17 protein-coding genes and 1 pseudogene are annotated in these 23737 nt (G+C 59.1%); 10 read left to right on the forward strand and 8 right to left on the reverse strand.

The genetic code is table 11. From position 1 onward, the window contains the following. Positions 1 to 4 precede the first annotated feature (4 nt). Genes AC1DIH_RS05815 through AC1DIH_RS05835 form a run of 5 tightly spaced genes read left to right on the forward strand, consistent with a single transcriptional unit; the run spans position 5 to position 5882 of the window. Positions 5 to 949, forward strand: a complete 945-nt coding sequence (locus AC1DIH_RS05815; RefSeq protein ID WP_477770963.1) for a DUF58 domain-containing protein — start codon at positions 5 to 7, stop codon at positions 947 to 949. Further along, positions 946 to 1440 carry a DUF4381 domain-containing protein gene (locus tag AC1DIH_RS05820; protein WP_019690593.1) on the forward strand — a complete coding sequence of 165 codons (495 nt, stop codon included), beginning with the start codon at positions 946 to 948 and terminating at the stop codon, positions 1438 to 1440. The genes AC1DIH_RS05815 and AC1DIH_RS05820 overlap by 4 nt, the downstream gene beginning before the upstream one ends. Next, on the forward strand, positions 1433 to 2509 hold the full coding sequence (locus AC1DIH_RS05825) for a vWA domain-containing protein (RefSeq protein WP_477770964.1): 1077 nt from the start codon (positions 1433 to 1435) through the stop codon (positions 2507 to 2509). The genes AC1DIH_RS05820 and AC1DIH_RS05825 overlap by 8 nt, the downstream gene beginning before the upstream one ends. Further along, positions 2506 to 4245 carry a vWA domain-containing protein gene (locus AC1DIH_RS05830; protein WP_477770965.1) on the forward strand — a complete coding sequence of 580 codons (1740 nt, stop codon included), beginning with the start codon at positions 2506 to 2508 and terminating at the stop codon, positions 4243 to 4245. Before AC1DIH_RS05825 ends, AC1DIH_RS05830 begins: the two co-directional genes overlap by 4 nt. Next, complete coding sequence (locus AC1DIH_RS05835; protein ID WP_477770966.1) at positions 4242 to 5882, forward strand: BatD family protein; 1641 nt, start codon at positions 4242 to 4244, stop codon at positions 5880 to 5882. Before AC1DIH_RS05830 ends, AC1DIH_RS05835 begins: the two co-directional genes overlap by 4 nt. Positions 5883 to 5900: 18 nt before the next feature. On the opposite strand, the gene AC1DIH_RS05840 is transcribed toward AC1DIH_RS05835, so the two are convergent. After that, positions 5901 to 8420, reverse strand: a complete 2520-nt coding sequence (locus AC1DIH_RS05840) for an RHS repeat domain-containing protein (protein WP_477770967.1) — start codon at positions 8418 to 8420, stop codon at positions 5901 to 5903. A gap of 340 nt (positions 8421 to 8760) precedes the next feature. Between AC1DIH_RS05840 and AC1DIH_RS05845 the strand changes: the two are divergent. After that, positions 8761 to 8961 (forward strand): annotated as a pseudogene (locus tag AC1DIH_RS05845) (BatD family protein); the annotation flags it as partial. A gap of 72 nt (positions 8962 to 9033) precedes the next feature. On the opposite strand, the gene AC1DIH_RS05850 reads toward AC1DIH_RS05845, so the two are convergent. Beyond that, a complete protein-coding gene (locus tag AC1DIH_RS05850) occupies positions 9034 to 10377 on the reverse strand; it encodes a lytic polysaccharide monooxygenase (RefSeq protein ID WP_477770968.1) in 1344 nt (447 codons plus the stop codon). 243 nt (positions 10378 to 10620) lie between these two features. On the opposite strand from AC1DIH_RS05850, the gene AC1DIH_RS05855 reads away from it, so the two are divergent. From AC1DIH_RS05855 to AC1DIH_RS05865, 3 genes are read left to right on the forward strand one after another with little or no spacing between them, the layout of a single operon-like run. Continuing rightward, positions 10621 to 11865 (forward strand): exonuclease SbcCD subunit D C-terminal domain-containing protein, encoded by a 1245-nt coding sequence (locus tag AC1DIH_RS05855; RefSeq protein WP_477766836.1) that lies wholly within the window; start codon positions 10621 to 10623, stop codon positions 11863 to 11865. After that, entirely contained in the window at positions 11862 to 15503 is a 3642-nt protein-coding gene (locus tag AC1DIH_RS05860; RefSeq protein ID WP_477770969.1) for an AAA family ATPase, read from the forward strand. The genes AC1DIH_RS05855 and AC1DIH_RS05860 overlap by 4 nt, the downstream gene beginning before the upstream one ends. After that, positions 15500 to 16105 carry a glutathione S-transferase gene (locus AC1DIH_RS05865; RefSeq protein ID WP_477770970.1) on the forward strand — a complete coding sequence of 202 codons (606 nt, stop codon included), beginning with the start codon at positions 15500 to 15502 and terminating at the stop codon, positions 16103 to 16105. Before AC1DIH_RS05860 ends, AC1DIH_RS05865 begins: the two co-directional genes overlap by 4 nt. An 89-nt stretch (positions 16106 to 16194) precedes the next feature. On the opposite strand, the gene AC1DIH_RS05870 is transcribed toward AC1DIH_RS05865, so the two are convergent. The 6 genes from AC1DIH_RS05870 to AC1DIH_RS05895 form a co-directional block, all read right to left on the reverse strand. Beyond that, positions 16195 to 16452 (reverse strand): hypothetical protein, encoded by a 258-nt coding sequence (locus tag AC1DIH_RS05870; protein WP_216743825.1) that lies wholly within the window; start codon positions 16450 to 16452, stop codon positions 16195 to 16197. Beyond that, the gene (locus AC1DIH_RS05875) at positions 16449 to 16658 is read right to left on the reverse strand and encodes a hypothetical protein (protein ID WP_477770971.1); all 210 of its coding nucleotides are present in this window, start codon (positions 16656 to 16658) and stop codon (positions 16449 to 16451) included. Before AC1DIH_RS05875 ends, AC1DIH_RS05870 begins: the two co-directional genes overlap by 4 nt. A 115-nt stretch (positions 16659 to 16773) precedes the next feature. Further along, positions 16774 to 16899: a hypothetical protein gene (locus AC1DIH_RS05880; RefSeq protein WP_427537509.1), complete on the reverse strand. Its 126-nt coding sequence runs from the start codon at positions 16897 to 16899 to the stop codon at positions 16774 to 16776. A 211-nt stretch (positions 16900 to 17110) separates the two neighbouring features. Further along, positions 17111 to 17290, reverse strand: coding sequence for a hypothetical protein (locus AC1DIH_RS05885; protein ID WP_054597153.1), 180 nt, complete (start codon positions 17288 to 17290; stop codon positions 17111 to 17113). Positions 17291 to 17448: 158 nt separating this feature from the next. Beyond that, the gene (locus AC1DIH_RS05890; RefSeq protein ID WP_477770972.1) at positions 17449 to 18624 is read right to left on the reverse strand and encodes a lactonase family protein; all 1176 of its coding nucleotides are present in this window, start codon (positions 18622 to 18624) and stop codon (positions 17449 to 17451) included. Then, on the reverse strand, positions 18611 to 18898 hold the full coding sequence (locus tag AC1DIH_RS05895) for a DUF5629 family protein (protein WP_477770973.1): 288 nt from the start codon (positions 18896 to 18898) through the stop codon (positions 18611 to 18613). Before AC1DIH_RS05895 ends, AC1DIH_RS05890 begins: the two co-directional genes overlap by 14 nt. A gap of 119 nt (positions 18899 to 19017) precedes the next feature. On the opposite strand from AC1DIH_RS05895, the gene AC1DIH_RS05900 reads away from it, so the two are divergent. Continuing rightward, positions 19018 to 23688: a dermonecrotic toxin domain-containing protein gene (locus AC1DIH_RS05900; RefSeq protein ID WP_477770974.1), complete on the forward strand. Its 4671-nt coding sequence runs from the start codon at positions 19018 to 19020 to the stop codon at positions 23686 to 23688. The last annotated feature ends 49 nt before the right edge of the window (positions 23689 to 23737 follow it).

Below are 23737 nucleotides of genomic sequence, written 5' to 3' on the forward strand. Positions count from 1 at the left end.
CCCGATGACCAAGCCGCTTGCGCCCGAACCGGGTATCCGTGTCAGCCTCTCCGAGCTGATCGAGATGCGCCATCGCGTGCGCGAAGTGCAGTTGTTTTCCACGCCAAGCCAGCGCAGCCCACTGATTGGCCTGCACCATTCCAAGCTGCGCGGGCGTGGCGTGGACTTCGATCAGGTGCGGGTCTATCAGGCTGGCGACGACGTGCGAACCATCGACTGGCGCGTCACCGCACGCACCCAGGAACCGCACACCAAGCTGTTTCACGAAGAGCGCGAGCGGCCGATATTCATCATGGTCGAGCAAAGTCGCCGGCTGTTTTTCGGCTCGGGGCTGATGTTCAAATCGGTGTTGGCCGCGCAAGCCGCGAGCCTGATCGGTTGGGCTGCACTGGGGCACAACGACCGTGTTGGCGGGCTGGTGTACGGTGAAAACGAGCACTACGAAATCAAACCCCGACGCAGCAAGCAAAGCCTGCTGCAACTGCTCAACCGCATGGTACGCGTCAACCAGTCCCTCACGACCGAAAGCGAGCCGGACCGCGACAGCCTGGGCATGGCTCTGCGCCGCGCGCGCGAAGTGCTACGCCCCGGGAGCCTGGTGATCGTGATCTGCGACGAGCGCGCCTTGTCCGAAGGTGCCGAGCAGCAACTGAGCCTGCTGTCGCGGCACTGTGACTTGCTGTTGCTGCCAGTCTCCGATCCTCTGGACCATGCCCTGCCCGCTGCCGGTTTGCTGCGTTTCGCCGAGCGCGGGGCACAACTTGAACTCGACACGCTGAACTTCGACCTGCGCCAGAGTTATCGCGCCCAGGCCGAAGCCCGCATCGCCCGCTGGGAATTGCTGGCGCAGAAGCTGCGCGTGCTGTTAATGCCGCTGAGCACTCAAAGCGGGATGGTCGAACAATTGCGTGAATACCTGAACCCGCAGCGTCCGGGTAAAAGCCAATGAACAGCCTCGATCAACTGCAACCGCTGATGACTCCACCGCCCATCGAGTTCTGGCCGCCGGCGCCGGGCTGGTGGCTGCTATTGGTGCTGCTGCCACTGATCGGCTTTGGCCTGTGGCAGCTACGCCGCTTTATTCCCGTCAAGCGTTCTACCGTGCGCGCCGAACAGCCGCTGGACCCGGTGCGTCTGGCGGCGCTGGCGGAACTGGCACAAATGCCCAAACCCTATGACGGTGCGCCGGCCGGTGCCTGGTTGCAGCAACTCAACGGGCTGCTCAAGCGTCTGTGCCGCAACCACTACCCCTACAGCCAGAGCCACACCCTGAACGGTCGTAAATGGCTGGCGTTTCTCGACAACCGTTGCCCGGCTGCCGGCCTGACCCGCTGGATGATCCTGGTTGAGGGCGCTTACAAACCGGAATGCAAACTCGACGACAAGGCCATTGCCGGCCTGACACAAGCCGTCGACACCTGGATTCGCAAGCATGTTTGAGTTCGCCTGGCCATGGATCTTCGCCCTGCTGCCACTGCCGTGGCTGATGCGGGTTGTGCTGCCGGTCGCCGACAGCGGCGAACCGGCGCTCAAGGTCAGCTTTCTGTCCGACCTTGAAGGCCTGGCCCGGCGTCGCGCCCGTGCCAACCTGCCGACCTGGCGCCAGCAAGCACCGTTCATCCTGCTCTGGCTGCTGCTGTTGATTGCCGCCGCGCGCCCGCAATGGCTCGGCGAACCGCTGCCGATTGCCGCCAGCGGACGCGACCTGCTGGTGGCCGTCGACGTTTCCGGCTCCATGGATTTCCCCGACATGGAGTGGCAAGACGAAGACGTCAGCCGCCTGACACTGGTCAAACACTTGCTCGGTGATTTCCTTGAAGGGCGCGACGGTGATCGCGTCGGCCTGATCCTGTTCGGCAGCCAGGCGTATCTGCAAGCACCGCTGACGTTCGACCGGCACACCGTGCGCATCTGGCTTGACGAAGCGCGGATCGGCATCGCTGGCAAGAACACCGCCATTGGCGACGCCATCGGCCTGGCCTTGAAGCGCTTGCGCCAACGCCCGGCGCAAAGCCGCGTGCTGATTCTGGTCACCGACGGCGCCAACAATGGCGGCGAAATCGATCCACTGACCGCGGCAAGACTGGCTGCCGAAGAAGGCGTGAAAATCTACCCGATCGGCATTGGCGCCGATCCGGAGCAAGCAGGCCCTTTGGCTTTTCTGGCGGGCAATCCGACCATGGACCTCGATGAACCCGCCTTGAAAGCTATCGCCGAGGCGACCGGCGGGCGCTACTTCCGTGCGCGTGATGGCAAGGAATTGCTGCAGATCAAGAAGACCCTCGATCAACTGGAACCCGTGACCCAACAGCCGACCCAGGCTCGCCCGGCGCAAGCGCTGTACAGTTGGCCGCTGGCTGCCGCGTTGCTGATGAGCCTGTTGCTGGTAATCCGCGAACGCTGGCCCGACAATCTGCTGCAACGTTTTTTCACCAAGGAACATTTTCTGCAACAGCACACCGACTGGCACCAGCGGCTTAAACGCCTGCGTCTGCGGAGGCGCCGATGATCGCGCTCTGGCCGTATTGGTTCCGCCCTTGGTGGCTGCTGCTGTTGCCGCTATTGGGCTGGTTGCTGTGGCAACTCTGGCACCGGAAAAAACGCGCGGGTCGCTGGCAGATGATCCTGCCGCCGGCCTTCCATGCCGCCCTGCTTAGCGGTGGCAACGGACGTGAAAGCAAGTTGCCGTGGGTCGCCCTGGGCCTGGCCTGGATTCTGGCGGTACTGGCACTACTGGGGCCCAGCTGGGAGCGGGTTGAACAATCTGCGCAGAAACCTGCCGACCCCTTGGTGGTTCTGCTTGAACTGACCCCGGAAATGCTCGCCACCGACGTGCCGTCCACGCGCCTGGAGCAGGCCCGGCGCAAGCTGCTCGATCTGTTGCAAGCGCGCAGCGACGCGCAGACCGCCATCGTCGTCTATGCCGGCAGCGCGCACACGCTGGTGCCGCTCTCGGACGACCTGGCCACCAGCCGTAACCTGCTGGACGCGTTGAAACCGTCGATCATGCCCGAGGCCGGTCATCGCGCTGATCTGGCCGTGGCCAAGGCGCTGGCATTGCTCAACCGCGGCGCCCTCGGTCAGGGCCGGATTCTGCTGATAGGCTCATCCCTGACCGAACAGGAGCGCCAGGGTATTCGTCAGGCCCTGCGCGGTCAGGCACCGCAATGGTTGATGCTCGGCATCGGCACCCCGCAAGGCGCACCGATCGCTGACGAACACGGCAGTTTCCTCAAGGATGCACAAGGCGCGATCCTCGTACCGCGTCTCGACGGGCCGAGCCTGAAAGCCTTTGCCAGCGAAATGGAGGGGCGTTACCGGCAAGCGCAACTGGACGACAGCGACCTGCGCGGCCTCGGGTTGCTCGATAGCCCGCATAGCGTGCGTAACGATGGCCAGACCCTGCGCCTCGATACCTGGGCCGATCAGGGCTATTGGCTGTTACTGCCGCTGTTGCTGCTGACGGCCTGCGCGGGACGCCGAGGCTGGCTGTTTTGCCTGCCATTGCTGTTCATGCTGCCGCAGCCGAGTTACGCCTTCGAGTTCAACGATCTCTGGCTGCGCCCGGACCAACAGGGCCTGCACTTGCTCAAGCAACACCAGCCCGCGGAGGCCGCGCAGCGTTTCCAGGACCGGCAATGGCAAGGCGTTGCGCTGTATGAGGCCGGCGAGTATGCCACTGCCGCCGAGCGTTTCGCCGAAGGCAACGACGCCCGTGCGCACTACAATCGCGGCAACGCCCTGGCTAAAAGCGGTGAACTGGAAGCCGCCGTCGATGCCTATGAACAAGCCCTTGAACTGCAACCTGATTTACGCCCGGCGCAGACCAACAAAGCGCTGGTAGAAGCGTTGATCAAACAGAAAGCCCCCACATCCCCCAATGAGCCGGACAAAACCGACGGCGAAGAGCACCCGCAAACCCAGCAACCCCCACCGCCGGGTGCGGCGACACAGCCCTCGACCGGTGACGAGCAAAAGACCGACACGCAAACCGCGCAATCGCACAGCGACGCCAACAGCGAAAACCAGACCGACAGCCCGCCACAACCGGGCAATAATGAAGTGCCGGGCAATGAGTCGGGCGACGAACAACGCAGCACACCGCCGATCCGCACCGCCGACGGCGAGCGCCGCCAGGCCTTGGAGCAATGGCTGCGTAAAATCCCGGATGAGCCGGGCGAACTGCTTAAACGTAAATTCTGGTACGAACAGCAACAACATCAGGATCAGGGAAAAACTCGATGACCCGCTTCACCGCTCTATTGCTCAGCCTTTCGCTCTGGACCGTGGGTGCCCAGGCTGCGGGGCTGGTTGCCAGCATCGATCGCAGCCGCGTGAATTCCGGCGAAACGGTCGAACTGACCCTCGAATCCAGTGATGTCACGCAGTTCGGCAAACCTGACCTGAGCGCACTTGAACCACTGTTCGAAGTTCGCGGCACCCGCCAGGTCAACCAGCTCACCACCCTGGGCGACGACAGCCACGCCACCACCCGCTGGATCATCACCCTCCTGCCCAAGCACAACGGCACACTGGTCATCCCGTCCCTGCCGCTCGGAGAGTACAAAAGCCAGCCGATCAACTTGCAAGTGGTCGAAAGCGAGAAGCAGGACAGCGCCGACAAACTGGCACCCGTATTCATCGAGACCAGCCTCGATCAGGACGCGGTGTACGTGCAGGCCCAGGCGATTCTGACCTTGCGCATCTATCATTCGGTGTCGCTGTATGACGACAGCAGCCTGACCCCGCTGCAAATCCCCGATGCCCGCGTCGAACAACTCGGCGAGTCGCGCACTTACGAAAAAGTCATCAATGACCTGCGCCACGGCGTGATCGAACGACGCTACGCCATTTACCCACAACACAGTGGCCTGCTGACGATTCCCGCACAGATGTTCAGCGCCACCCTGGCGGAGACGCAACCCTCTCAGGAGCCGGCCCCGCAAGGGCCAAAAGCGGGCAAACTGATTCGCGTGAGTTCCACCGGGCTCAACCTGACCGTCAAGCCCAAACCGGCCGATTATCCCGCCGACGCCCCTTGGCTGCCTGCGCGCAGCCTGAGTCTCAGTGAAAACTGGAACCCTGCGCCTGATCACGTTCAAGTGGGCGACTCCATGACCCGCAGCCTGACCCTGAAAGCCGAAGGCCTGGCCAGTTCGCAACTGCCGCCCCTGCCCGCCACTGAAAGCAGCGGATTGCGGCGTTATCCCGATCAGCCACAACTGAGCAATCAACCCAGTGACCAGGGGTTGATCGGCATCCGCGAAGACCGCGAGGCACTGGTGCCCACTCGTATCGGGCAGATCGAATTACCGCCCGTGGAAGTGGTCTGGTGGAACACCCTTCAAGATCATCTGGAGCGCAGCAGCCTGCCCGCTCGCACCCTGAACACCGTAAACAACCCGAGCCTGATGGTCGACGCTCCAGCGGGTAACGTGCCGGCTACCCTGGCGGTCGGCAGTGAAGCACTCTGGTACTGGAAGCTCAGCACCTTGATCCTCGCCTGCACCACCCTGCTTGGCTTCGGCCTCTGGTGGCGTGCGCGTTGGCAGCCGGCGATTCTGCGTGCCGCGCAAACGGGCCCGAGCCCGCGCACGCTACTCGACGACCTCAAGCGAGCCTGCCAGGCCAACGACCCTCAAGCCACCCGCCAGGCGCTCGACGCCTGGGCCCGCCAACAGCCGGAAACCCTGGCCGACATGGCCGCACGCTTCGTACCGCTGTCCGACGCACTCGACGGCTTGAACGGCGCGCTCTACAGCGAAACCGGGCATTACTGGCAAGGCGAAGAACTCTGGCGCGCGATCCGCGCCATCCCGATCACCGAACGGGTCCATGATCCGGTCGGTGACAGTGGTTTGCCGCCGCTGTATCCGAAGTAAAAGATGATGGTGGTATTTTCAGAATCGCCGGTAACTACCCCTGCGCTCCACTCGTTCCATATCTATGGACCCTCTGCGAATGGAGCCTTTCAATATATCCGCCTCGAAGTAACGTGAATTTTCAGGTGGTTCATGGCTATTTTGGACAGATGTCTCACTGTCCACCTCATTCGCCTGTCGAGCCGACAATTTGATCGTTTTGGGCTGCACACGAATCAGAAAATCAATCCTCCCCTCTGGCCCTTTAATTCTTTCCACGCTAACGGGTTCAAGATCGAAGTCTTCCATTATCCGCATCGTGCTTTTTCCATTAGGCGTCTTGGTAAAAAAAACATTCATCAAGTCTTTCCCATCATTCCCAGTGCTCACCGTATTAGCGAGAGCGATGTAACTCATGACATTCTCTCGTTTGATCACGGAAGGTAGCTTGCCAAAAAAGCTACGCTGGCTGGCGACCAATTCATATTGGTATCTGGCAACATCACTGGCATGGAACCTGTCAGGTTCACCGGAACCGGAAATGTCCCTGCGAGGTGGATTGGTTTTATAGTTCTGTTTGAAAATCCAAATATCTTCATGGAATTCGTTCACGAACCAACTTTCATAACTATGACCGCCTACCTGATGGAAATATGTTGAACTGACTTCATGAGAATTAGGCTCGAGTTCGTGGGCCTTAAATCTATCCTTTATAAAACGCTGCGCCGCTTGACTGGAGTCACCCAGGCTATCAAGTCGTGCCCTCAAACCCTCCTGCCAGAAGGATTGGTATGCGCTACTCGGCGGTACTGGTTCCAAGCCATACATGTCAACGAGCGTAGTGGGTCGGTTTTCGACCATTCTGTACAAATTCTGCCCATATAACGTGCCTGCTGGATCAGGGCTCATCCAGCGACACAACCAAGGTGCGTAATACCGATACCCATAGTAGTAAAGTCCGGACGCATCCCGCTCTTTTCCTGAGTAACGAATAGTTTTGTATTTAGCCTCCAACGTACTTCTACCCACCCACCAGGCTGTACCGCCAAACGGGTAATAACCCTCTTGGCTCAATAGTCCGGCTTTCTCATCCAGCTCCAACGTGCATGAACCCAGGTGATCACTCAGACTGAAGCGCACTTGATCATTGCTTATGCCGTCGGGCGGCTTCGTTTCCCAATGTAATACCCACACACGGCTGCGTCCGGCCTCGACGCTGATCACCTGGCGCTCTTCGCCTGTTACCGCGTCACGATGAATCTCTAGTCCCGGTAAATAACGAACCTCAGCGCGCAAGATACGACTGCCGGCTTGAGTAAGGCGCACCTTGCGCAGACGATGGCCGGGGCGGTCGTAGACATGGCACTCAAGATCATCCGGCCCATCCTCACGCTTCACCATCGTCACCAGACTCAGTTGATTGCGAACGTCCCAACTCATGGCCTGGCCGCGTTGCAACTCCTGCTGGTTGCCGTTGGCATCGAAGCCGTTGGTAATTTCCTCCTCGTCCGGTAGAGATCCATCTTCGCGCTGAGCCAGGCTGTGGTTGTTGAAACTGGAGGTACTCATATTGAACGTCGGTGCGCCGCTATGATGGCGGGAAAGTAGATTGCCGGCTGCGTCGTAGAGGAACGACTGAGTGTAATTGCGCAGTTGATTCGAATCCAACGGCATGCGCTTCAACGCTGGTAGTGCTAGTCCGTAGCCAGGAGTGATGACCTCCCGGCCACTGGCTTCGACCAGCTGATAAAGGCTGTCGTAGCGATAGCAGTTGATCGGATCGATACGCTGATTGTTGAAATAGCGCACCGACTGAGACTTGTCTTCAAGACTGACGATGTTTCCCACCGGGTCGTAACAGTAATTCAGATTCTGAAGAGGAGCACTGCCGGGAATACCGGCCAGGAGCTGGATCAAACGACCATCGTCAGCGCCATAAAAAGCCTTGTTCACCACGCGATTGCCGGCAGTTTCGCTCTCGATTTGACCAAGGGCATTGTAGTGAATAGAGCCGACCAGCAAGCGCGGCAGCTCATCAGAGCCCGCCAGTTGCAGCCGGGTTTCTTTCAGTTCGCCGGCCACCGTATAGTCGAATATCCTTAAGTTACCCATTGCATCGATCTGGGTCTGCATCTCATTTGTAGCAGTGAAGGTCTGAGCAGTGATAAAACCCTTACCGTCTTCCAAGAGATCATCGCGCAGTGAAATGTCGGGAGGCCAGTCCGGCGCCTCCAGACCGCTCAGGAACTGCCGTGCTTCCACCAGACACGTATCGAACAAACTATATTCGGATAACCGCAAGGTGCCCGCAGGATCATCATGTCGAATTAGCCGACCGCATTGGTTATGGGCCGCGACTTCGTCACCGCAATCGCCATAGGTAAAGCGCTCCACCACCTTGGGTAACTGACCTGCCGCGTGTTCACGTACGGTAACAGGGCGCAGTAACGAGTCGTGCTCGATCTGTTGCTGGTTGGCGCGACTGTCCCAGGAATGAAGTAATTGCCCGGCTGCGCCTGGCAAGGCCAGCCGCAGCCCCGCATCGACGCATCGACGCATTGCGTTGACAGTACAGCGTCGTGAAGTGTGTAAAGAGTGATCCTGTTGGGAACTTGCTTGCCCCCCATTGCAGCCTCCTTCCAGAAGCGCGGATCCCAACTAGCGATCTCTCGCCCGGCTGCATCGTAGGCATGCCGGGTAATCCGCGAGTCGGGCACCTGGCCAGACTCCGAGCGGCAGTAAGCAACTTCCCGACTCAACAGACCACGCGGGTCCATGACTGTCAGAGTGGGAGTTGAGCGATCTACAGAGATGTTGTCCATGGCTTTGAATAACACAGTAGGAATACGACGCCTACTGTCAGAAATTACAGGTAGATCTCTGCGTAATGCAGACACACCCGGTCCATCAGGCCGACATGGCTGCACGCTTCGTACCGCTGTCCGACGCACTCGACGGCTTGAACGGCGCGCTCTACAGCGAAACCGGGCATTACTGGCAAGGCGAAGAACTCTGGCGCGCGATCCGCGCCATCCCGATTGCCGAACGGGTTCATGATCCGGTCGGTGACAGTGGTTTGCCGCCGCTGTATCCGAAATAAACATCGAATGCCAGCTGCTACAAATACCAACCTGGAACAATCACCTTCAGGATGATTGTTCCAGTGCGCAGGTCAGGGTTGTTTGATCCAAAGCACATTGTCGCCCACACCAGGCGCCCAGTCCGACACGTACGAAACATGCGCCTGAATGCACCTCCACTTGCTCCCCGAATGGCTGACCCATGCGTCTTTTTCATACCTCGCATTCAGCTCCCAAGCTGGGTAATCCCCTCCTCCCCCTTCGGTTCTGACGCCCAGAACGTTACTGGATGACGACAGTTTGCCGTTCTGGTCGAGCGCTTTCACAAAGTATTCGTAGGTGGTATTTGGCGTCAGGCCTAGATCTTCAAACGAGGTCTTATCGCCGTCTACGCGGTCGACTTCATAGTCGTTACGGAAAATGACGTATTGGGTAATCGGAGTTGTGCCGGTAGAGACACCCCACATCAGTCTGACGCTTTGCGCAGTCTGGCCCATGCTGTGCAGATTCACTGGGGCAGTGGGTGCTCCATCTTCTGTCAACGTATGCACGTCGATGGCCCGACTCGGCGCAGAAACCTTGCCCTCGTTATTGATTGCGGAAATAAAATAGCTGTATCGGGTTCCAGCCGCCACGCTGTTATCGGTCCAGGTCTGTTGCGTTGCGTCAATATCGACAGTGGTGGTCCCGTTTCGTGTAACACGGTACTTGGCAATGGGGGCGGCTGCCTTATCCCACGTCAGCACCACTTGCTTGTCAGTAACGTCACTGGCCGTCAGCCCGGTCGGTGTGTCGGGACGTTCACCTCCGTCGGACGTCTCAAAGAGCAGATCAATTACCTGATAGAAAGCCATCCCCGTATCGGCAACGACATAAATAGCCAGTAACACGTGGTAGCCCTCACGCTTGGGTAGCGGGACTTCATGTTCGGTAGGGGAAGGTAGCATCAATTCATCTGGATATTTCCAGAATGGTTGCCAACTGTTTTGCACCGTATAAAACGGCTTTGCGCCGAACTGATAGCGCGCCAGGGGCTTGCTGGAGTCCCAATCTTCTTCGGTTATGAAATAGTCCCAACGCCTTGCGGGGTGGTTTGCAGTAAAGTTCCATGAGACAGGCAATGATTCGCCACTACACACTTCGTGCTTTTGCCAGTGGTCACCAGGCTGATCAAGAAACGCACCGGTCAGCTGCCCCGCACTGGCAATCATTCCATCCAGAGGTGGCGTGGCACTAAGCACATCGTCCGGAGCCAAAGGATCCTTCAAGCCGCCAGCGGTCTGCGGGAAATGCTTTCCGGACTCCCGCTGATTCAGCGCGCCCTCATCCAGTTTCCGTTCCTGCCAGGCAAAATAGGCCCGTGAGGCGGGAGAAAAGACATGACCGTGACGCGGTGTATTGCTTCGACTGATCGTGTTCGAGCTACGCTGTGACATAGTGTTTCTCCACATTTGTTTAATCACTGCAAGGGATCCATACCCTCCGCCACCATTAAACGCTCCGCCCTCCGCCACGAATACTGTTAGAAGTAACAGGTCAGCGCGTCATTGGTCGGTTATTAACCTCCGCGATCTGCAAGAAGCCCCTCAGCAACCCAAAGCATTTGCCAGTAAACTCCCTCCCCTTTAGCCGCCATCATTTTTCCCGCGGCCATCACCTTATTTCCTACGGAGTTTGCCTTGCGTCTGTTCCACACCTCCGACTGGCACCTTGGGCAGAACCTGCATGGCCAGGAGCGCGACTTTGAACACGGCTGTTTCCTCGACTGGCTGCTGCGTCAGCTGGCGCTGGAAAAGCCCGATGTGCTGCTGATCGCTGGCGACATCTTCGACACGGTCAATCCGCCGGTCAAAGCCCAGGAGCGGCTCTACGACTTCATCGTCAGCGCACACGAGCAGCAGCCATCGCTGACTATCGTGATGATCGCCGGCAACCACGACTCCGGCTCGCGGATCGAATTGCCCGCGCCGCTGATGCGCCGGTTGCGCACTCATGCGCTGGGTCGGGTGTTGTGGCTCGATGACGGGCAACTGGACGCCGAACGCTTGCTGATTCCGCTGCCCGATGCCTCGGGTGAAATCGCCGGCTGGTGCCTGGCGCTGCCGTTTCTGCGGCCCGCCGAAGTGACCGGCGCACATCTGGGCGACAACTACCTGCGCGGTATCGGTCAGGTGCATGAATGGCTGATCGAAGCCGCCAACGCCAAGCGCCAACCCGGTCAGGCATTGATCGCCATCAGCCACGCGCACATGGCCGGTGGTTCGGTGTCCGAGGACTCCGAGCGCAGCCTGATCATCGGCAACGCCGAAGCCCTGCCCGCCAGCCTGTTCGGGCCGAGCATCAGCTACGTTGCCCTTGGCCATTTGCACAAACCGCAGAAGGTCAACGGTGAGGAGCGCATTCGCTACAGCGGCTCACCGATTCCGTTGTCGTTTTCCGAAATCGGCTATCAGCATCAGATTCTCGACATCACGCTCGACGGCGAGACGCTGCTCAGCGTCGAACCCCGGTTGATCCCCCGTGCGGTCAACCTGCAACGCCTGGGCCCTGCTCCGCTCAGTGAAATCCTGACGCAGCTCGCGGATTTGCCGAATATCGACTTGTTGGCCGATCTCCAGCGCCAACCATGGCTTGAAGTCCGCGTACGCCTCGATGAACCGCAGCCGGACTTGCGCCAACAGATCGAAACCGCGTTGCAAGGCAAAGCCGTGCGGCTGGTGCGGATCGCTGCCGAATACGCCGGCAATGGCGGTCGAGATGGCGCTGATGACACAGGCCAGTTGGTCGAACTGGACCAGCTCACGCCACAGGAATTATTCAGCCGTGCCTGGCTCGATAACTACGGCAGCGCGGTCGACGAACAGACACTCAAGGACTTTGCGGTGCTGCTGCAAGACGTTCAGCAGGAGAGCGAACAGCCATGAAAATCCTCGCGATCCGCCTGAAAAACCTCGCCTCGCTGGCAGGCCCCTTTGAAATCGACTTCACCGCCGAACCCTTGGCCAGTTCCGGCCTGTTTGCGATTACCGGGCCGACCGGCGCCGGCAAAAGCACCTTGCTCGATGCCCTGTGCCTGGCGCTGTTTGGTGCAGTGCCGCGCCTCAACAACACCGGACGCGACGCCAAGGTGCCGGATGCAGACGGCGAGATCGCCACGGGCGACCCGCGCACCTTGCTGCGCCGTGGCACCGGTGACGGCTATGCCGAAGTCGACTTTGTCGGCATCGACGGCCGTCGCTACCGCGCGCGCTGGGAGGCCAATCGCGCCCGTGAAAAAGCCAACGGCAAACTGCAAACCAGCCGTCAAAGCCTGCGCGACCTCGACACCGATCAACTGTTGGCGAGCCAGAAAGGCGAATACAAGACTCAGCTTGAAGCCGTGCTGGGCCTGAACTTCGAACAGTTCACCCGCGCGGTGATGCTCGCTCAAAGCGAGTTCAGCGCGTTTCTCAAGGCCGATGACAACGACCGCAGCGAACTGCTGGAAAAACTCACCGACACCGCGCTCTACACGCGCCTGGGCAAGCGTGCTTTCGACAAAAGCAAGGAAACCCGCGAAGTCCACAAGTTGCTGCAAGATCAGGCCACAGGCGTCACACCGCTTGAACCCGAGGCCCGCGCCGAACTCGATCAGCGTTTCAACGACGCCCAACAACAACTGAAAAACCAGCAAGCACAGCTCAAGCAACTTGAACTGCAGAACACCTGGCTAAAGGAGTTGCAGCAGTTGCAGGACCAGCAACAGGCCGCTGCTGAACAACTGCAACAGGCTCAACAGTCGTGGGACGCCCAGGCGGGCGAACGGCTGAACCTGGCGCGCCTGGAACAACTGGCACCGCAGCGGCATCAGTTTGCCCGGCAAACCGAGCTGCGCGCGCAACTAAGCCCGCTGGCCGCGCTGATTCAGCAACACAGCCAACAGCAAAGCGAGCTGCAAACCCGTCAGGTGCAACTCGAAACCAGCCTGGAATCCGCAAAAGCCGCGCTGATCCAGGCCCAAAGTCAGCACAGCAACAACGCCCCGCTGCTGCGTCAGGCTTTCGAAGAGCAAAGCAACCTCGCGCGCCTGACCCAGGCCATCAACGCCTCAGCCGAACTCAAGCACAACGCCGAACAGGCCAGCACCGAAGGCCAGCAAGCCATCGCGCAAATGCTCGAACAGCAACAACGGGTTGCCGAACGCCTGGCGACGATTGCAACGCAACTGGAACAGAGCCTCCATCTGGCTCCCGTCAGTGACGCCTGGAACGCCTATCGCGAGCGTTTGCAGCAACTGATGCTGGTGGGCAATCGCCTGAAAAAAGGCCAGGCCGAACTGCTCGAACTGGAGCAACGAGCGGCCGACACCGCGAGCCAACTCAGCGCACAACGCCAAAGCCTGGAGCTGCTCTACAACGAAGCCGGCGCTGAACCTGCAGCCGTAGCCGAACAGATTCAGATCCTCGGCAGCCTGCTGCAAGACAACCGCAAGCAGCAACGCGCCATCGAAGAGCTCGCGCGGCTGTGGGCCCGTCAGCAGGAGCTGGACACGCGCACGCTGGAACTGCAACAGCGCCTTCAGACCGTCCAGACAGAACGCGAACGCCTGACCCGCGAAGGCGTCCAGGCCAAGGCCGAACTGACGGTCGCCGAGCAAACCCTGACAGTCACCCGGGAACTGCTGGAGCGTCAGCGCCTGGCGCGCAGTGCCAGTGTCGAAGAGTTGCGCGGGCAGTTACAGGACGATCAACCGTGCCCGGTCTGCGGCAGCGTCGAGCATCCTTATCATCAGCCAGAAGCGTTGCTGCAAAGCCTCGGCCGGCACGATGAAAACGAACAGGCCAACGCGCAAAAAGCCGTTGACCTGCTCAAGGAAAAACTCGCGGACCTGCGCACCGATGTCGGCGGGCTGATTGCCCAGCAAAAAGAACTGCTGCAACAACAGGAACTGCTGGCAACCCAGCAGCAGAGCCTGACACCGAGCCTTGAAGCGCATCCACTGGCCGCCCAGTTGCTGACCCAGGAAACCGCCAAACGCGACGCCTGGCTGAATCAGCAAAGCGCTCAGTTGAATCAGAGCATTGCCCAGGATGAACAACGACAAAGCGCCCTGCTCACCTTGCAGCAAGACGCCGCACGCCTTCAGCAACAACTGCAAGCCGCCGACCAGGCCAGCCAACAGGCTGCCCAGCAACTGGCGATCCAACAACGCGAGTTGAACAACGACAGCCAGCGCCTTGAAGAAGAACTGGCAGCGTTCGGCACCCTGCTCCCTGCGGCGACCCTTGACGGTTTGCGCAACGAGCCCGCTACGACCTTCATGCAACTCGATCAGCAGGTTGCCCAGCGGCTGGAACAGCTGGAATTGCAACGCGAAGAACTCAGCGAACAACAACAGCGTCAGCAAAACCTGGAGAAAGAACAGGACCGGCAGCTGACACGCGTGCAGCAATTGGAAGCCGCACAGCAACAATTCAGCGCACTCGCCGAGCAGCAACACGCCGCCCAACAGAAACTCGCCGAACTGCTGGGCGACCAGCCGAGCGCCGAGCAGTGGCAACAGCAACTGGATCAGGCCGTCGAACGGGCTCGACAGGCTGAAGCGCTGGCCAATCAGCACTTGCAGGAAGTCCGCAGCCAGCAGATTCAACTGGCCGCCGAACTCAAAGCCGAGCAACAACGCCTGCACGCGCTGGAAGCCGAAAGTCATGAGCTGAGCGGCAGGATCGCCGAATGGCGTGCCCATCATCCAGAACTGGACGATGGCGGTCTGGAGCAGTTACTGGCGTTCAGCGACGAGCAGGTCACGCAGTTGCGCCAACAGCTTCAACTCGGCGAAAAAGCCATCGAGCAAGCCAAGGTGCTAGTGCATGAACGCGAACAGCGCCTGCACAGCCATCAGGCGCAGCACAACGGCAACCTCGATGCCGAACAACTGGCCACCGCCCTCGGCGAGCTGCAAAACCAGTTCGGGATCAGCGAGCAGCTCTGTGCCGAACTGCGTGCGCAACAAGCCGAAGATCAACGCCGTCAGGACGCCAATCAGGCGCTGGCACAACGCATTAGCGAGGCCTACAACGAGTGGCAGCGCTGGGCACGGCTGAATGCCCTGATCGGCTCGGCCACCGGCGACACCTTCCGCAAGATCGCCCAGGCCTACAACCTCGATTTGCTGGTGCACCACGCCAACGCCCAGTTGCGCCAACTGGTGCGCCGCTACCGGCTCAAGCGCGGCGGCAGCATGCTCGGCTTGCTGGTGATGGACACGGAGATGGGCGATGAACTGCGCTCGGTGCACTCGCTGTCGGGCGGCGAAACCTTCCTGGTGTCGCTGGCACTGGCGCTGGGCCTGGCCTCGATGGCGTCGAGCACGCTGAAAATCGAATCGCTGTTCATCGATGAAGGCTTCGGCAGCCTCGATCCCGAATCACTGCAATTGGCGATGGACGCCCTCGACGGCTTGCAGGCGCAGGGGCGCAAGGTCGGGGTGATCTCCCACGTACAGGAAATGCACGAGCGAATCCCGGTGCAGATCCAGGTTCATCGCCAAGGCAATGGCCTGAGCACGCTGGAGGTCAAATGAGCACGCCGACGCTCTACTCCTTCCGCCGCTGCCCCTACGCCATGCGCGCTCGCATGGCATTGCGTTACAGCGCTGTGGAGCTGAACATCGTCGAAGTCAGCCTCAAGGCCAAGCCACCGGAAATGCTCGCGCTGTCGAGCAAGGGCACCGTGCCGGTACTCAGCCTTGACGGTCGGGTGATCGAGCAAAGCCTGGAGATCATGCAGTGGGCGCTGGAACAGAACGACCCGCAGGATTGGTTGCTCAAGGACGATCCTGCGGCGCAGCAACTGGGCACTGCGCTGATCGAAGCAAACGACCAGACGTTCAAGCTGCACCTCAATCGCTACAAATACGCTGAACGCTACCCGGAACACCCCATGGAGCATTACCGCGCGGAAGGCGAAGGGTTTTTGCGCGAACTGGATGAGTTGCTGCAACAGCGAGCTTATCTGGTGGCCGATCATCTGAGCCTGGCGGACATCGCGCTGGCACCGTTCATACGCCAGTTCGCGCATGTCGACCGCGAGTGGTTTGCGCAGACGCCGTACCGGCATTTGCAGGCGTGGCTTCAAGGGATTCTTGAGTCAGATCTTTTTACCGCTGTCATGGCAAAAACCTAGTGTGTGCGAGCCTGCTCGCGATGACTGACATTCAACATTGATATCGACTGTCACACCGCTATCGCGAGCAGGCTCGCTCCCACATTTGATTACGCCAACGCGCTGCACATTTGCAGCGCCGAGCAATCAACCTCAAACGGCCCCAGAACCACCGCTTTGGGTTTGGCTGGCGGGTTACCCGCCAGCAACCCCAGCGCCTTGGCAGTCTGGATGTTGTGGGCGATGTTGTGATTGCACTCGATGGCCCGTGCCAGCGAGCCCGCCGAGCCTTGGCCGATGCCGAGCAGTGAAGATCCATTGGTCAGGAATGCCAGGAAGGCCACGACCATCAGTTTGCGCCCTTTCATACCCCCACGGCTCCCGCGATGTCGGAATGCTCAGCGCTGACGCGCTGCGCGTGTTCAAACTGGATGGCGGGATAAGCGACCTGAATCGGCGCTTGCATGACGCGCTGCGACTGGGCCGAGAGGCTGACCACCAGAACCATCGCCACGTATAAACCAATGGCTACATACGCGCCGTGTTTGGCAGAAGAAAGGATTGCGCTGGCCATGGGATTCTCCGTGGGCATGTTTCAGTGCCCACAGAATCAATTAAATAGCCTGCTATGAATAGCGACCTTTATGCATAGTAGCTATCAGTTTAATTGATCGAAAATCCGACGACGTTCAGTCCTGCAACACGCTCATCAAACGCTCGTGCGCGGCTTCAGGCTCGCCGTCAACCGGACGGGCAGCCGAGAGAATCGGGGTGGAATAGAGAAACAGCAGCACCACAGCCAGACGCATTGCCATGCCATCGATCCTTGGGAAAGATTGAGTCAATAAATTAGCGTCAAATTTAAACACATGGCTATGTGATATTACACGCGATATTTGTGCTGATTGGGGTGCGGAGTCGCAAATGCTTTATGCAGAAGCGACATCACTCGGGTCTTTCCAGCGAAAGGATCGCCGATCGGATCAAGTGACTTCGCTCCTGCATAAAGTCGGCAGGGTTTGAATCTCAGTGTTGGATCTTGTGATCCAGCGCGGCATAGAAGTTGGCGCTTTGTTGCAGGTATTTCTGGGTGTAGCTGTGGGTGCCGGATTTTTTCGAGCTGATCTCGGTGTTGGCACTGGCTGGCAGAGCAACGCTGGCGGAGATGGCGGATGCGGCAATCACGGAGAAGAGATTGAAGTTCATGGCGGTAACCCTCGTAGATTCAGTTGGCTTGCTTGCCTGTTCAGGCCGTGAAGCAAACTTACGCCCGAGGGTTGGCGCTCTTGAAATCTTTTGCAGCAGTAGCGGATATCACTCAGATTAATAGAACCGTGCAGGCCCCGGCGTACGGGGCCTGCGGCTTATTGACGCAGGAAGAACTTGATATCGCTGGGTGAGTCGAACGGCAGTTTTTGCACGGTTTTGCCCAGCAGGCCAGTCTTCACATCACGCGCGATGATGACGATCTGATTGCTCTTCTGGTTGGCGACCAGCATGAACTTGCCGCTTGGGTCGAGGCTGAACTCACGCGGGTGATCCCCTTCCACCGGGCGCCGTTGAAGCTCCTTGAGCTCACCAGTGGCCGGATCGATGGCGAACACCAGCAACTCATTAGCGGTGCCACGGTTGCTGACGTAGAGGAACTTGCCATCCGACGAGGCATGCAACGCAGCGGCGGCTTTCTGTGCCGGGGGTTTGCCGGCTGCCAGGTCGACCATTTGCCGTTGGGTCAACTTGCCCGCCTGATAATCGAAGACGGCGACTTGCGCGCTCATTTCCAGGGTCAGGTACGCGTGCTTGCCGTCGGCACTGAACAGCAAATGCCGCGGCCCGCTGCCGGGTGGCAACTGAACCGAGGCCGGCGTGGCAGCGCTCAGCGGCCGTTCCGGATTGGCCTTGGGGTCATAGCGATAGACAAAGACCTTGTCGGCACCCAGGTCATTGGCAAACACGTACTGACCGTCCGGCGAGGACACTGTCGAATGCACGTGCGCCGACAGCTGCCGCTCGGGATTGACCCGGCTCGGCTGATGGCTGCTCAGTTGCACCGGCGACGCCAGCTTGCCATCGGCGCTCACCGGCAATGCCGCCAGGCTGCCACCCGGGTCTTCGGCCACAGAGTAATTACTGACAAACAGGTACTTGCCGTCAGCGCTCAGGCTGGAATGGGTCGGCTCGTTGCCCAGGCTCTGTGCCTGACTGATCAGGCTCAGCGCGTGGGTGTTCGGCTCGACAGCGAAGCTGCTGACGCGCCCTACCGGGTCGGCTTGCCCCGGACCATTCTCGTTGACCACAAACAGTCGACGCTGATCGCTGGACAAGGTCAGCCACGACGGATTGGCACTCTTGACCACCTGCAACGGCGTCGCGTCGAGTTGACCGCTCTGGCTGTCGAATTTGAGTCGGTAGATCCCCCGGCTCTGGCCTTGGGTGTAGGTGCCGACCAGCAGTTCATGGATGTCGGCGGGGGCTGCCTGCACCCCCATCGCGCCGAAACTGCCGGCCATCAACAGTGGCCAGACATTACGCATCTTCATGCTCGTCGTCCCCTTCGTCACCACCGAACGCGTCCATGCACACCAGTCGGTGCTCGCCGGAATCACCGGTGATGGTCCAGCTCTGCAGGGTTTGATCGAATACCGCCGCCTGCACCTGGGCCGGGCTGAACTCCCAGTGCTTGGCCGCTCGGCCGTCCATGCATTCAATGTGCAGATTGTCGTCTTCGTCGAGAGCGAATTCGAAGGCGTGCAAGCCGTCGATTTCGACCATGGCGCAGTGTTCGAGGGCGTTGAGAAGGGTTACGGCAGTCATGGCAGTCAATCTTTGAATGGGAAAGACGCCATCATAGCTCAATGTGGTAGCCGGCTACCGCACACATCACCCGGCCTCGTCGTATGTTACAGACTCAACCCCATGCAAAGGATTGCATCATGTCGACACCTGCATCGCCGCCCGTTACGGCGGGCTATACCCACATCGTCGCGCGCGCGATCAACGCCCGGTTCAGCACCCGGCCGACGTTGCGCTCGGTAACCTCTCGCTTGCTCAAGGACGGTTTGCAGGAAAAATACCCTCACCTTGATTTTGACCCTGAGCGGACCAAGGTTGCACAACCGATCCCGGATGGCGCATGGCGTCTCACACTACTTCTGGACGTGGTGCTGGAGTATCTGGCCAGCGACATACCTCCCGACTTGAGCGAGCAATACGGTCGCGATTGTTTTCTGACCAACAAGGCCCCTGCCCGGTTGACCGTCGGCAAAACCACCTCCCGCGTACCCGACATGCAGGTGATTGCAGACGTCATCCGTGAACTACCGACGATTCTATTCATTGCTTTTCAGGAGTCACTGACGAGCTATTGGAACGAGAGCGTCGACACCGGGTCCAGCCGCTGGCAATGGCTGGGAGATCTGTTTGCCGGAGTCCTGAAGACGTCCGCCACACGTTTGTCGGCGAGTAACGCAGTGCAGGCCGACGTCCTCACGGAACTGGCCAATCATCCTGACCAACAGCAACGCCTTCAAAGGCCCTGGTCCAAAGGCTCTATTCATGCCTACACCCTTCAAACGACCCTGAGTAAAGGTCAGTCGGCAGTCAGCCTGCAGAGCCCCGACATCCTCGTCGAATGCGGTGAGATCCTGCTGTTGTGCAGCGTGACCGGGAGCATCGAGTCCTTCCCTTCCCTGCAGGCTTTCGGCCTGGCCTGGGGGGCTCGGTTTGAACGGGATTTCATGACCGAGACCATCACGTGGAAACGCTTTGAGCCCGACGGGAACATATTTGACACCCAGGCCGCCTTGCTCTTGAACCAGCAACTGGAGGACCTGGCTTCACTGCAACTACCGGCCGGCCAAAGCCTGGATGACCTTGAACAACGCGTTGATTCGATCACCGATGTCGCCACGTTGTTCATCGGTCACCCAGCCCGCTCGATGCACCTTCAACCGGTACAGGCAACGATCCCCGAATGGCTGCAAACGGCTGCAACCGCTGAGCGCATGGCCTACCGCAAGCACGTGCTGATGATGGCCAGCGTCAAGCAACAGACCCAAGGGCGCTCGTTCCGGGACGACATCGATGACATTCACACTTTCGCCAAAAAGGCGTTGCACACACAGATGCTGAAGGATCAACCCCAAGCCCCGGCATACAATGCCGATGAGCTGGAACTGACCTTTCATGTCCCCGTCGGTGACCTTGGCAGCGGCTACATCGAACCGGTCAAAATGTCCCTGACCGAGTTGGCGATCAAAAATCTGGCAGGTAAACCCAAAGGCCGGATGACCATTCGCCACACAGCGGATCAATTGATCCAGGACTGGACCACCGAGGCCTACTTGCTGGATCTGGTGAGCCGGGTCGATGTGGGTAAACACTATCCCGAACTGATCGAAAACCTGCTGTTCGCAGAGAGCCCCGAGGCTAAGGAGCGTGGGCGCCTGTTCGGCCTGGAGCTGAGCATCCATTTGCCGATGCTGGCCCTTGAGCATTCGATCAAGGGTGAGCACGGCTTCACCCACCGGGGATACCGGTATGTCGACGCGGTGATGAATCCACTCGCTGCCGAGCGATTCGTCGATGACCAAGCGATCGTCATCAGACCTTTGGCTTTTCAACGCAAAGCCGAGGCCGACTGCGATGTGGTGAGCAACATGTTCATCATTGAGCCCAAAGACCTGAATGCCGATGGCCCGCATATTCTCTATCGGCCGTTGTACTCACCGGCCCTGCATGAATACCCCAGCCGCCAAGAGTTGCTGAGCGCCATTGCGCAGCCCGGTCCGTTGCAAACCAGCGTGCTGACCTGGCTGTCCGATCGAGCACGACCGGTCTATGACAACAACGGCTTCAACGAGCCGCACATTGTTCATTTTCATCCAGGCGATGAGTTCATACGTCCTGAAAAGCCGAAGCCGGCGATTCTGGTGGGCGACGAGGCCGCCAGCGACTGGCTCTCGGCAATGGAAAACGGTCAGTTGCTGGCCAGCCTGTTCGCCAGCAATGGCCGTGCACTGGTCGATCTGGCCGACCGGCAATCGGTGTCCAATGCCGAAAGTCGCTGGGCGATCATCCTGGAGGGCGGCTGGCTGGTATTCAACAACCTGATTCTGCCCCTGTTACGCGGCCCGGCCATGCTGGTGGGCTGGATGCTGCAAATCTCCCACAGCCTGATCAACGATCTTCCGGCCCTGGACAGTGATGATGCCAACGCCCGGAACCAGGCCTGGATCGACGTACTGTTGAACATTGGCCTGGTGCTTTTGCATGTGGCCCGTGAACAAGGTGCCGTTGATACGCCGTTATCAGACAGAAAGGGCAAAGAGGTTCCGGTAGCCCTCGACCCACTGCGCCGCCCACTATGGCAATCCTCACTGAACACCGAGACAGCCATTACCCAGGAACCGCCTGGACTGCCTTCCGAGCCACCGGGCAGCGGCGATACCCTGCTGGACTTCAACCTGTCGACCGCTCGCGACTCCGCCTCGGCCCGGCTGTTCAACAAGCTGCTCGAAGTCAAGGTTCCATGGCCGGAATCTCTACCAGAGCCCATTGCAGTCGGTCCTTTCAAGGGTTTGTACCGGATCAGGGACCTATGGCATGCCACCCTCGCCGGCCTGCTGTTTCGCGTCAGTATCGTGCCCGGATTCGGCGAGGTTTATCTGGTGCATCCCGAGCACCCGGATCATCCGGGGATCAGGCTCAAATCCAATGGCGATGGCAAATGGACGCTGGACCAGGGGCTGAAACTGCTCGGGGGTGGACCCAAGAGCCGAATTGCCGCCAAGCGAGAACAAGACCAACAGCGCATCGACTTGCTGGAGCTCAATCGCCGGGAGTTTTTCGAGCAACAGGAGCGAGTGCAAAAGCGTGTCGATATCGCGGAAAACCTGATGCAGCTGAAAAGAAACCACCCCGCCAGTACCGAGACAGAGCGTGCGACATTCAGGCAACGGTTCGCCATTGAGCTCGACAGGCAGAGCGAAAGCTACGTCACGCAGATTGCCGAGATCAAAGAGATAAGCACCCTGAAAAAGATCGATCCCGACAATCAGCTACTGTGCAACTTATTGGAAAACATCATCAACAATGCTCGCAAACAGGTAGTTATTGCAGATCTGGATCGCGCCGCAAACAGCCGACACTACGCAGACTTAAGCGGCGGCGTCCGGCAGCTCTATGAAGCGCTGAATGCCGAGGGCCTGGTGGTGATGGATCGGTATTTCGACTTCGTGCGCAAAACTTGCGAGATCAACGAGACCATGATCAAGTTCTATGAAGAGGTAGACCGCCGTCTTCAGGAGCTTAAACAGATCCCTCGCCTGGGTGCCGAACCCTGGACTCGATTGAGCCAGAACAGACCGGAAAATGAAATGACGGCCCTGAGGGTCAAGTCCTACCAACTGGTTATCCTGCGTATCCTCAGCGTCAAGGCGCTGGGAACTGAAACCTCGGCGGCGCTGGAGAGTGTCGTTGATCCTGTACTGCTGTTGTCCCGATCCCATGCCGAACTGCAAGGCTTGCACATCTATGAACGCGGCGACCGTATTGAAGTGCTGGACAACCTGGTGGATCACTACAACAAAGCGCAGGACGGCCTCGAGAGTATCGGCATCTTCAATACCGATGATTTACAGTCGCCAGCCTTCAATCGTCTGCGGGAAATCATCGACCAACTGCGCGTCGATGCCGAGCGCCGTCTGGCCGAGGAACTTCAAAGCCTGCCGCAACCCGAGGAACCATCCCCTACCTCATCGACCAGCCGCAAGAAGGTCATCAAGACCGCAAAAGGCACACTGATCGGCGATATACGCCCGCGAATTTCCAACCAGGGCGGGGACATTGTCGACATCAACGGCCCTCTTGAAGACGAGCCTCTGGCGTCTTTCCACGAACATGAGCCGAATGTCTGGGTAGAAATCGTCGATGTCAGACCACCCGCCCCCAAAGCTTCCTTGCGCCCCTACCCGCAGCTCAAAGGCGATGCCCGCAAGGCAATGGTCAATGTCGATAAACAGGTGAAAAAGATCGATGGCTATGCACAACGTGCAAGCTCGCCCAAGGAAATCGAAGAGCAACTGCAACGCGAAGCGCAAAAACTGGTTGGGTATGCCGATAACCTGGAACGACATGAAAACGCCCCGTCAAACCGGGAACAGGATGCAGCACTTGTCAGCGAGCTACGAGACAAGGCGCGAGCCCTCGACAACAAGGCAACGGAACTGCGTACCCGCATGACCTTGGCCCAGGCGCCTACCAGCGAGGGCGTGGAGCATTTGTTGCGATGTAACGAAATATTCGTACATGTCAGCGGCAACCGGGTTCAGCTGAAAACCGGACGCAGGGACTTCATGCAGGAGTACGTCCTGCTGAACCGTGATAGTCAAGCCTGGTGGTATGGGCACTTTCACTATGCAAATTTCGCTGATGCCAAGACCGACTACACCCAGGCACATCTGAAAACCAAAGAGCAGCGTTTCGAAACGTACGAATCGGCACTGGCCAAGGCTAAAGATCCGAAACAGAAAATCGACATTCATCGCGGCTTCATCAGCAAGGCGCTGGCCGACAGCGATTTCTTGCCACTTGAACCGCGTTGAATCACGCTAAAGCCGTGAGCGACATGCCAATAAAAAAAGCCGCAACCTG

It is taken from the genome of Pseudomonas sp. 05N36 (assembly GCF_056397385.1).

Coding starts and splice junctions, on each gene's coding strand:
- AC1DIH_RS05815 (WP_477770963.1), top strand. CDS start 5: ATGACCAAGCCGCTTGCGCCCGAACCGGGTATCCGTGTCAGCCTCTCC.
- AC1DIH_RS05820 (WP_019690593.1), top strand. CDS start 946: ATGAACAGCCTCGATCAACTGCAACCGCTGATGACTCCACCGCCCATC.
- AC1DIH_RS05825 (WP_477770964.1), top strand. CDS start 1,433: ATGTTTGAGTTCGCCTGGCCATGGATCTTCGCCCTGCTGCCACTGCCG.
- AC1DIH_RS05830 (WP_477770965.1), top strand. CDS start 2,506: ATGATCGCGCTCTGGCCGTATTGGTTCCGCCCTTGGTGGCTGCTGCTG.
- AC1DIH_RS05835 (WP_477770966.1), top strand. CDS start 4,242: ATGACCCGCTTCACCGCTCTATTGCTCAGCCTTTCGCTCTGGACCGTG.
- AC1DIH_RS05840 (WP_477770967.1), bottom strand. CDS start 8,420: ATGCGTCGATGCGTCGATGCGGGGCTGCGGCTGGCCTTGCCAGGCGCA.
- AC1DIH_RS05850 (WP_477770968.1), bottom strand. CDS start 10,377: ATGTCACAGCGTAGCTCGAACACGATCAGTCGAAGCAATACACCGCGT.
- AC1DIH_RS05860 (WP_477770969.1), top strand. CDS start 11,862: ATGAAAATCCTCGCGATCCGCCTGAAAAACCTCGCCTCGCTGGCAGGC.
- AC1DIH_RS05865 (WP_477770970.1), top strand. CDS start 15,500: ATGAGCACGCCGACGCTCTACTCCTTCCGCCGCTGCCCCTACGCCATG.
- AC1DIH_RS05870 (WP_216743825.1), bottom strand. CDS start 16,452: ATGAAAGGGCGCAAACTGATGGTCGTGGCCTTCCTGGCATTCCTGACC.
- AC1DIH_RS05875 (WP_477770971.1), bottom strand. CDS start 16,658: ATGGCCAGCGCAATCCTTTCTTCTGCCAAACACGGCGCGTATGTAGCC.
- AC1DIH_RS05880 (WP_427537509.1), bottom strand. CDS start 16,899: ATGGCAATGCGTCTGGCTGTGGTGCTGCTGTTTCTCTATTCCACCCCG.
- AC1DIH_RS05885 (WP_054597153.1), bottom strand. CDS start 17,290: ATGAACTTCAATCTCTTCTCCGTGATTGCCGCATCCGCCATCTCCGCC.
- AC1DIH_RS05890 (WP_477770972.1), bottom strand. CDS start 18,624: ATGAAGATGCGTAATGTCTGGCCACTGTTGATGGCCGGCAGTTTCGGC.
- AC1DIH_RS05895 (WP_477770973.1), bottom strand. CDS start 18,898: ATGACTGCCGTAACCCTTCTCAACGCCCTCGAACACTGCGCCATGGTC.
- AC1DIH_RS05900 (WP_477770974.1), top strand. CDS start 19,018: ATGTCGACACCTGCATCGCCGCCCGTTACGGCGGGCTATACCCACATC.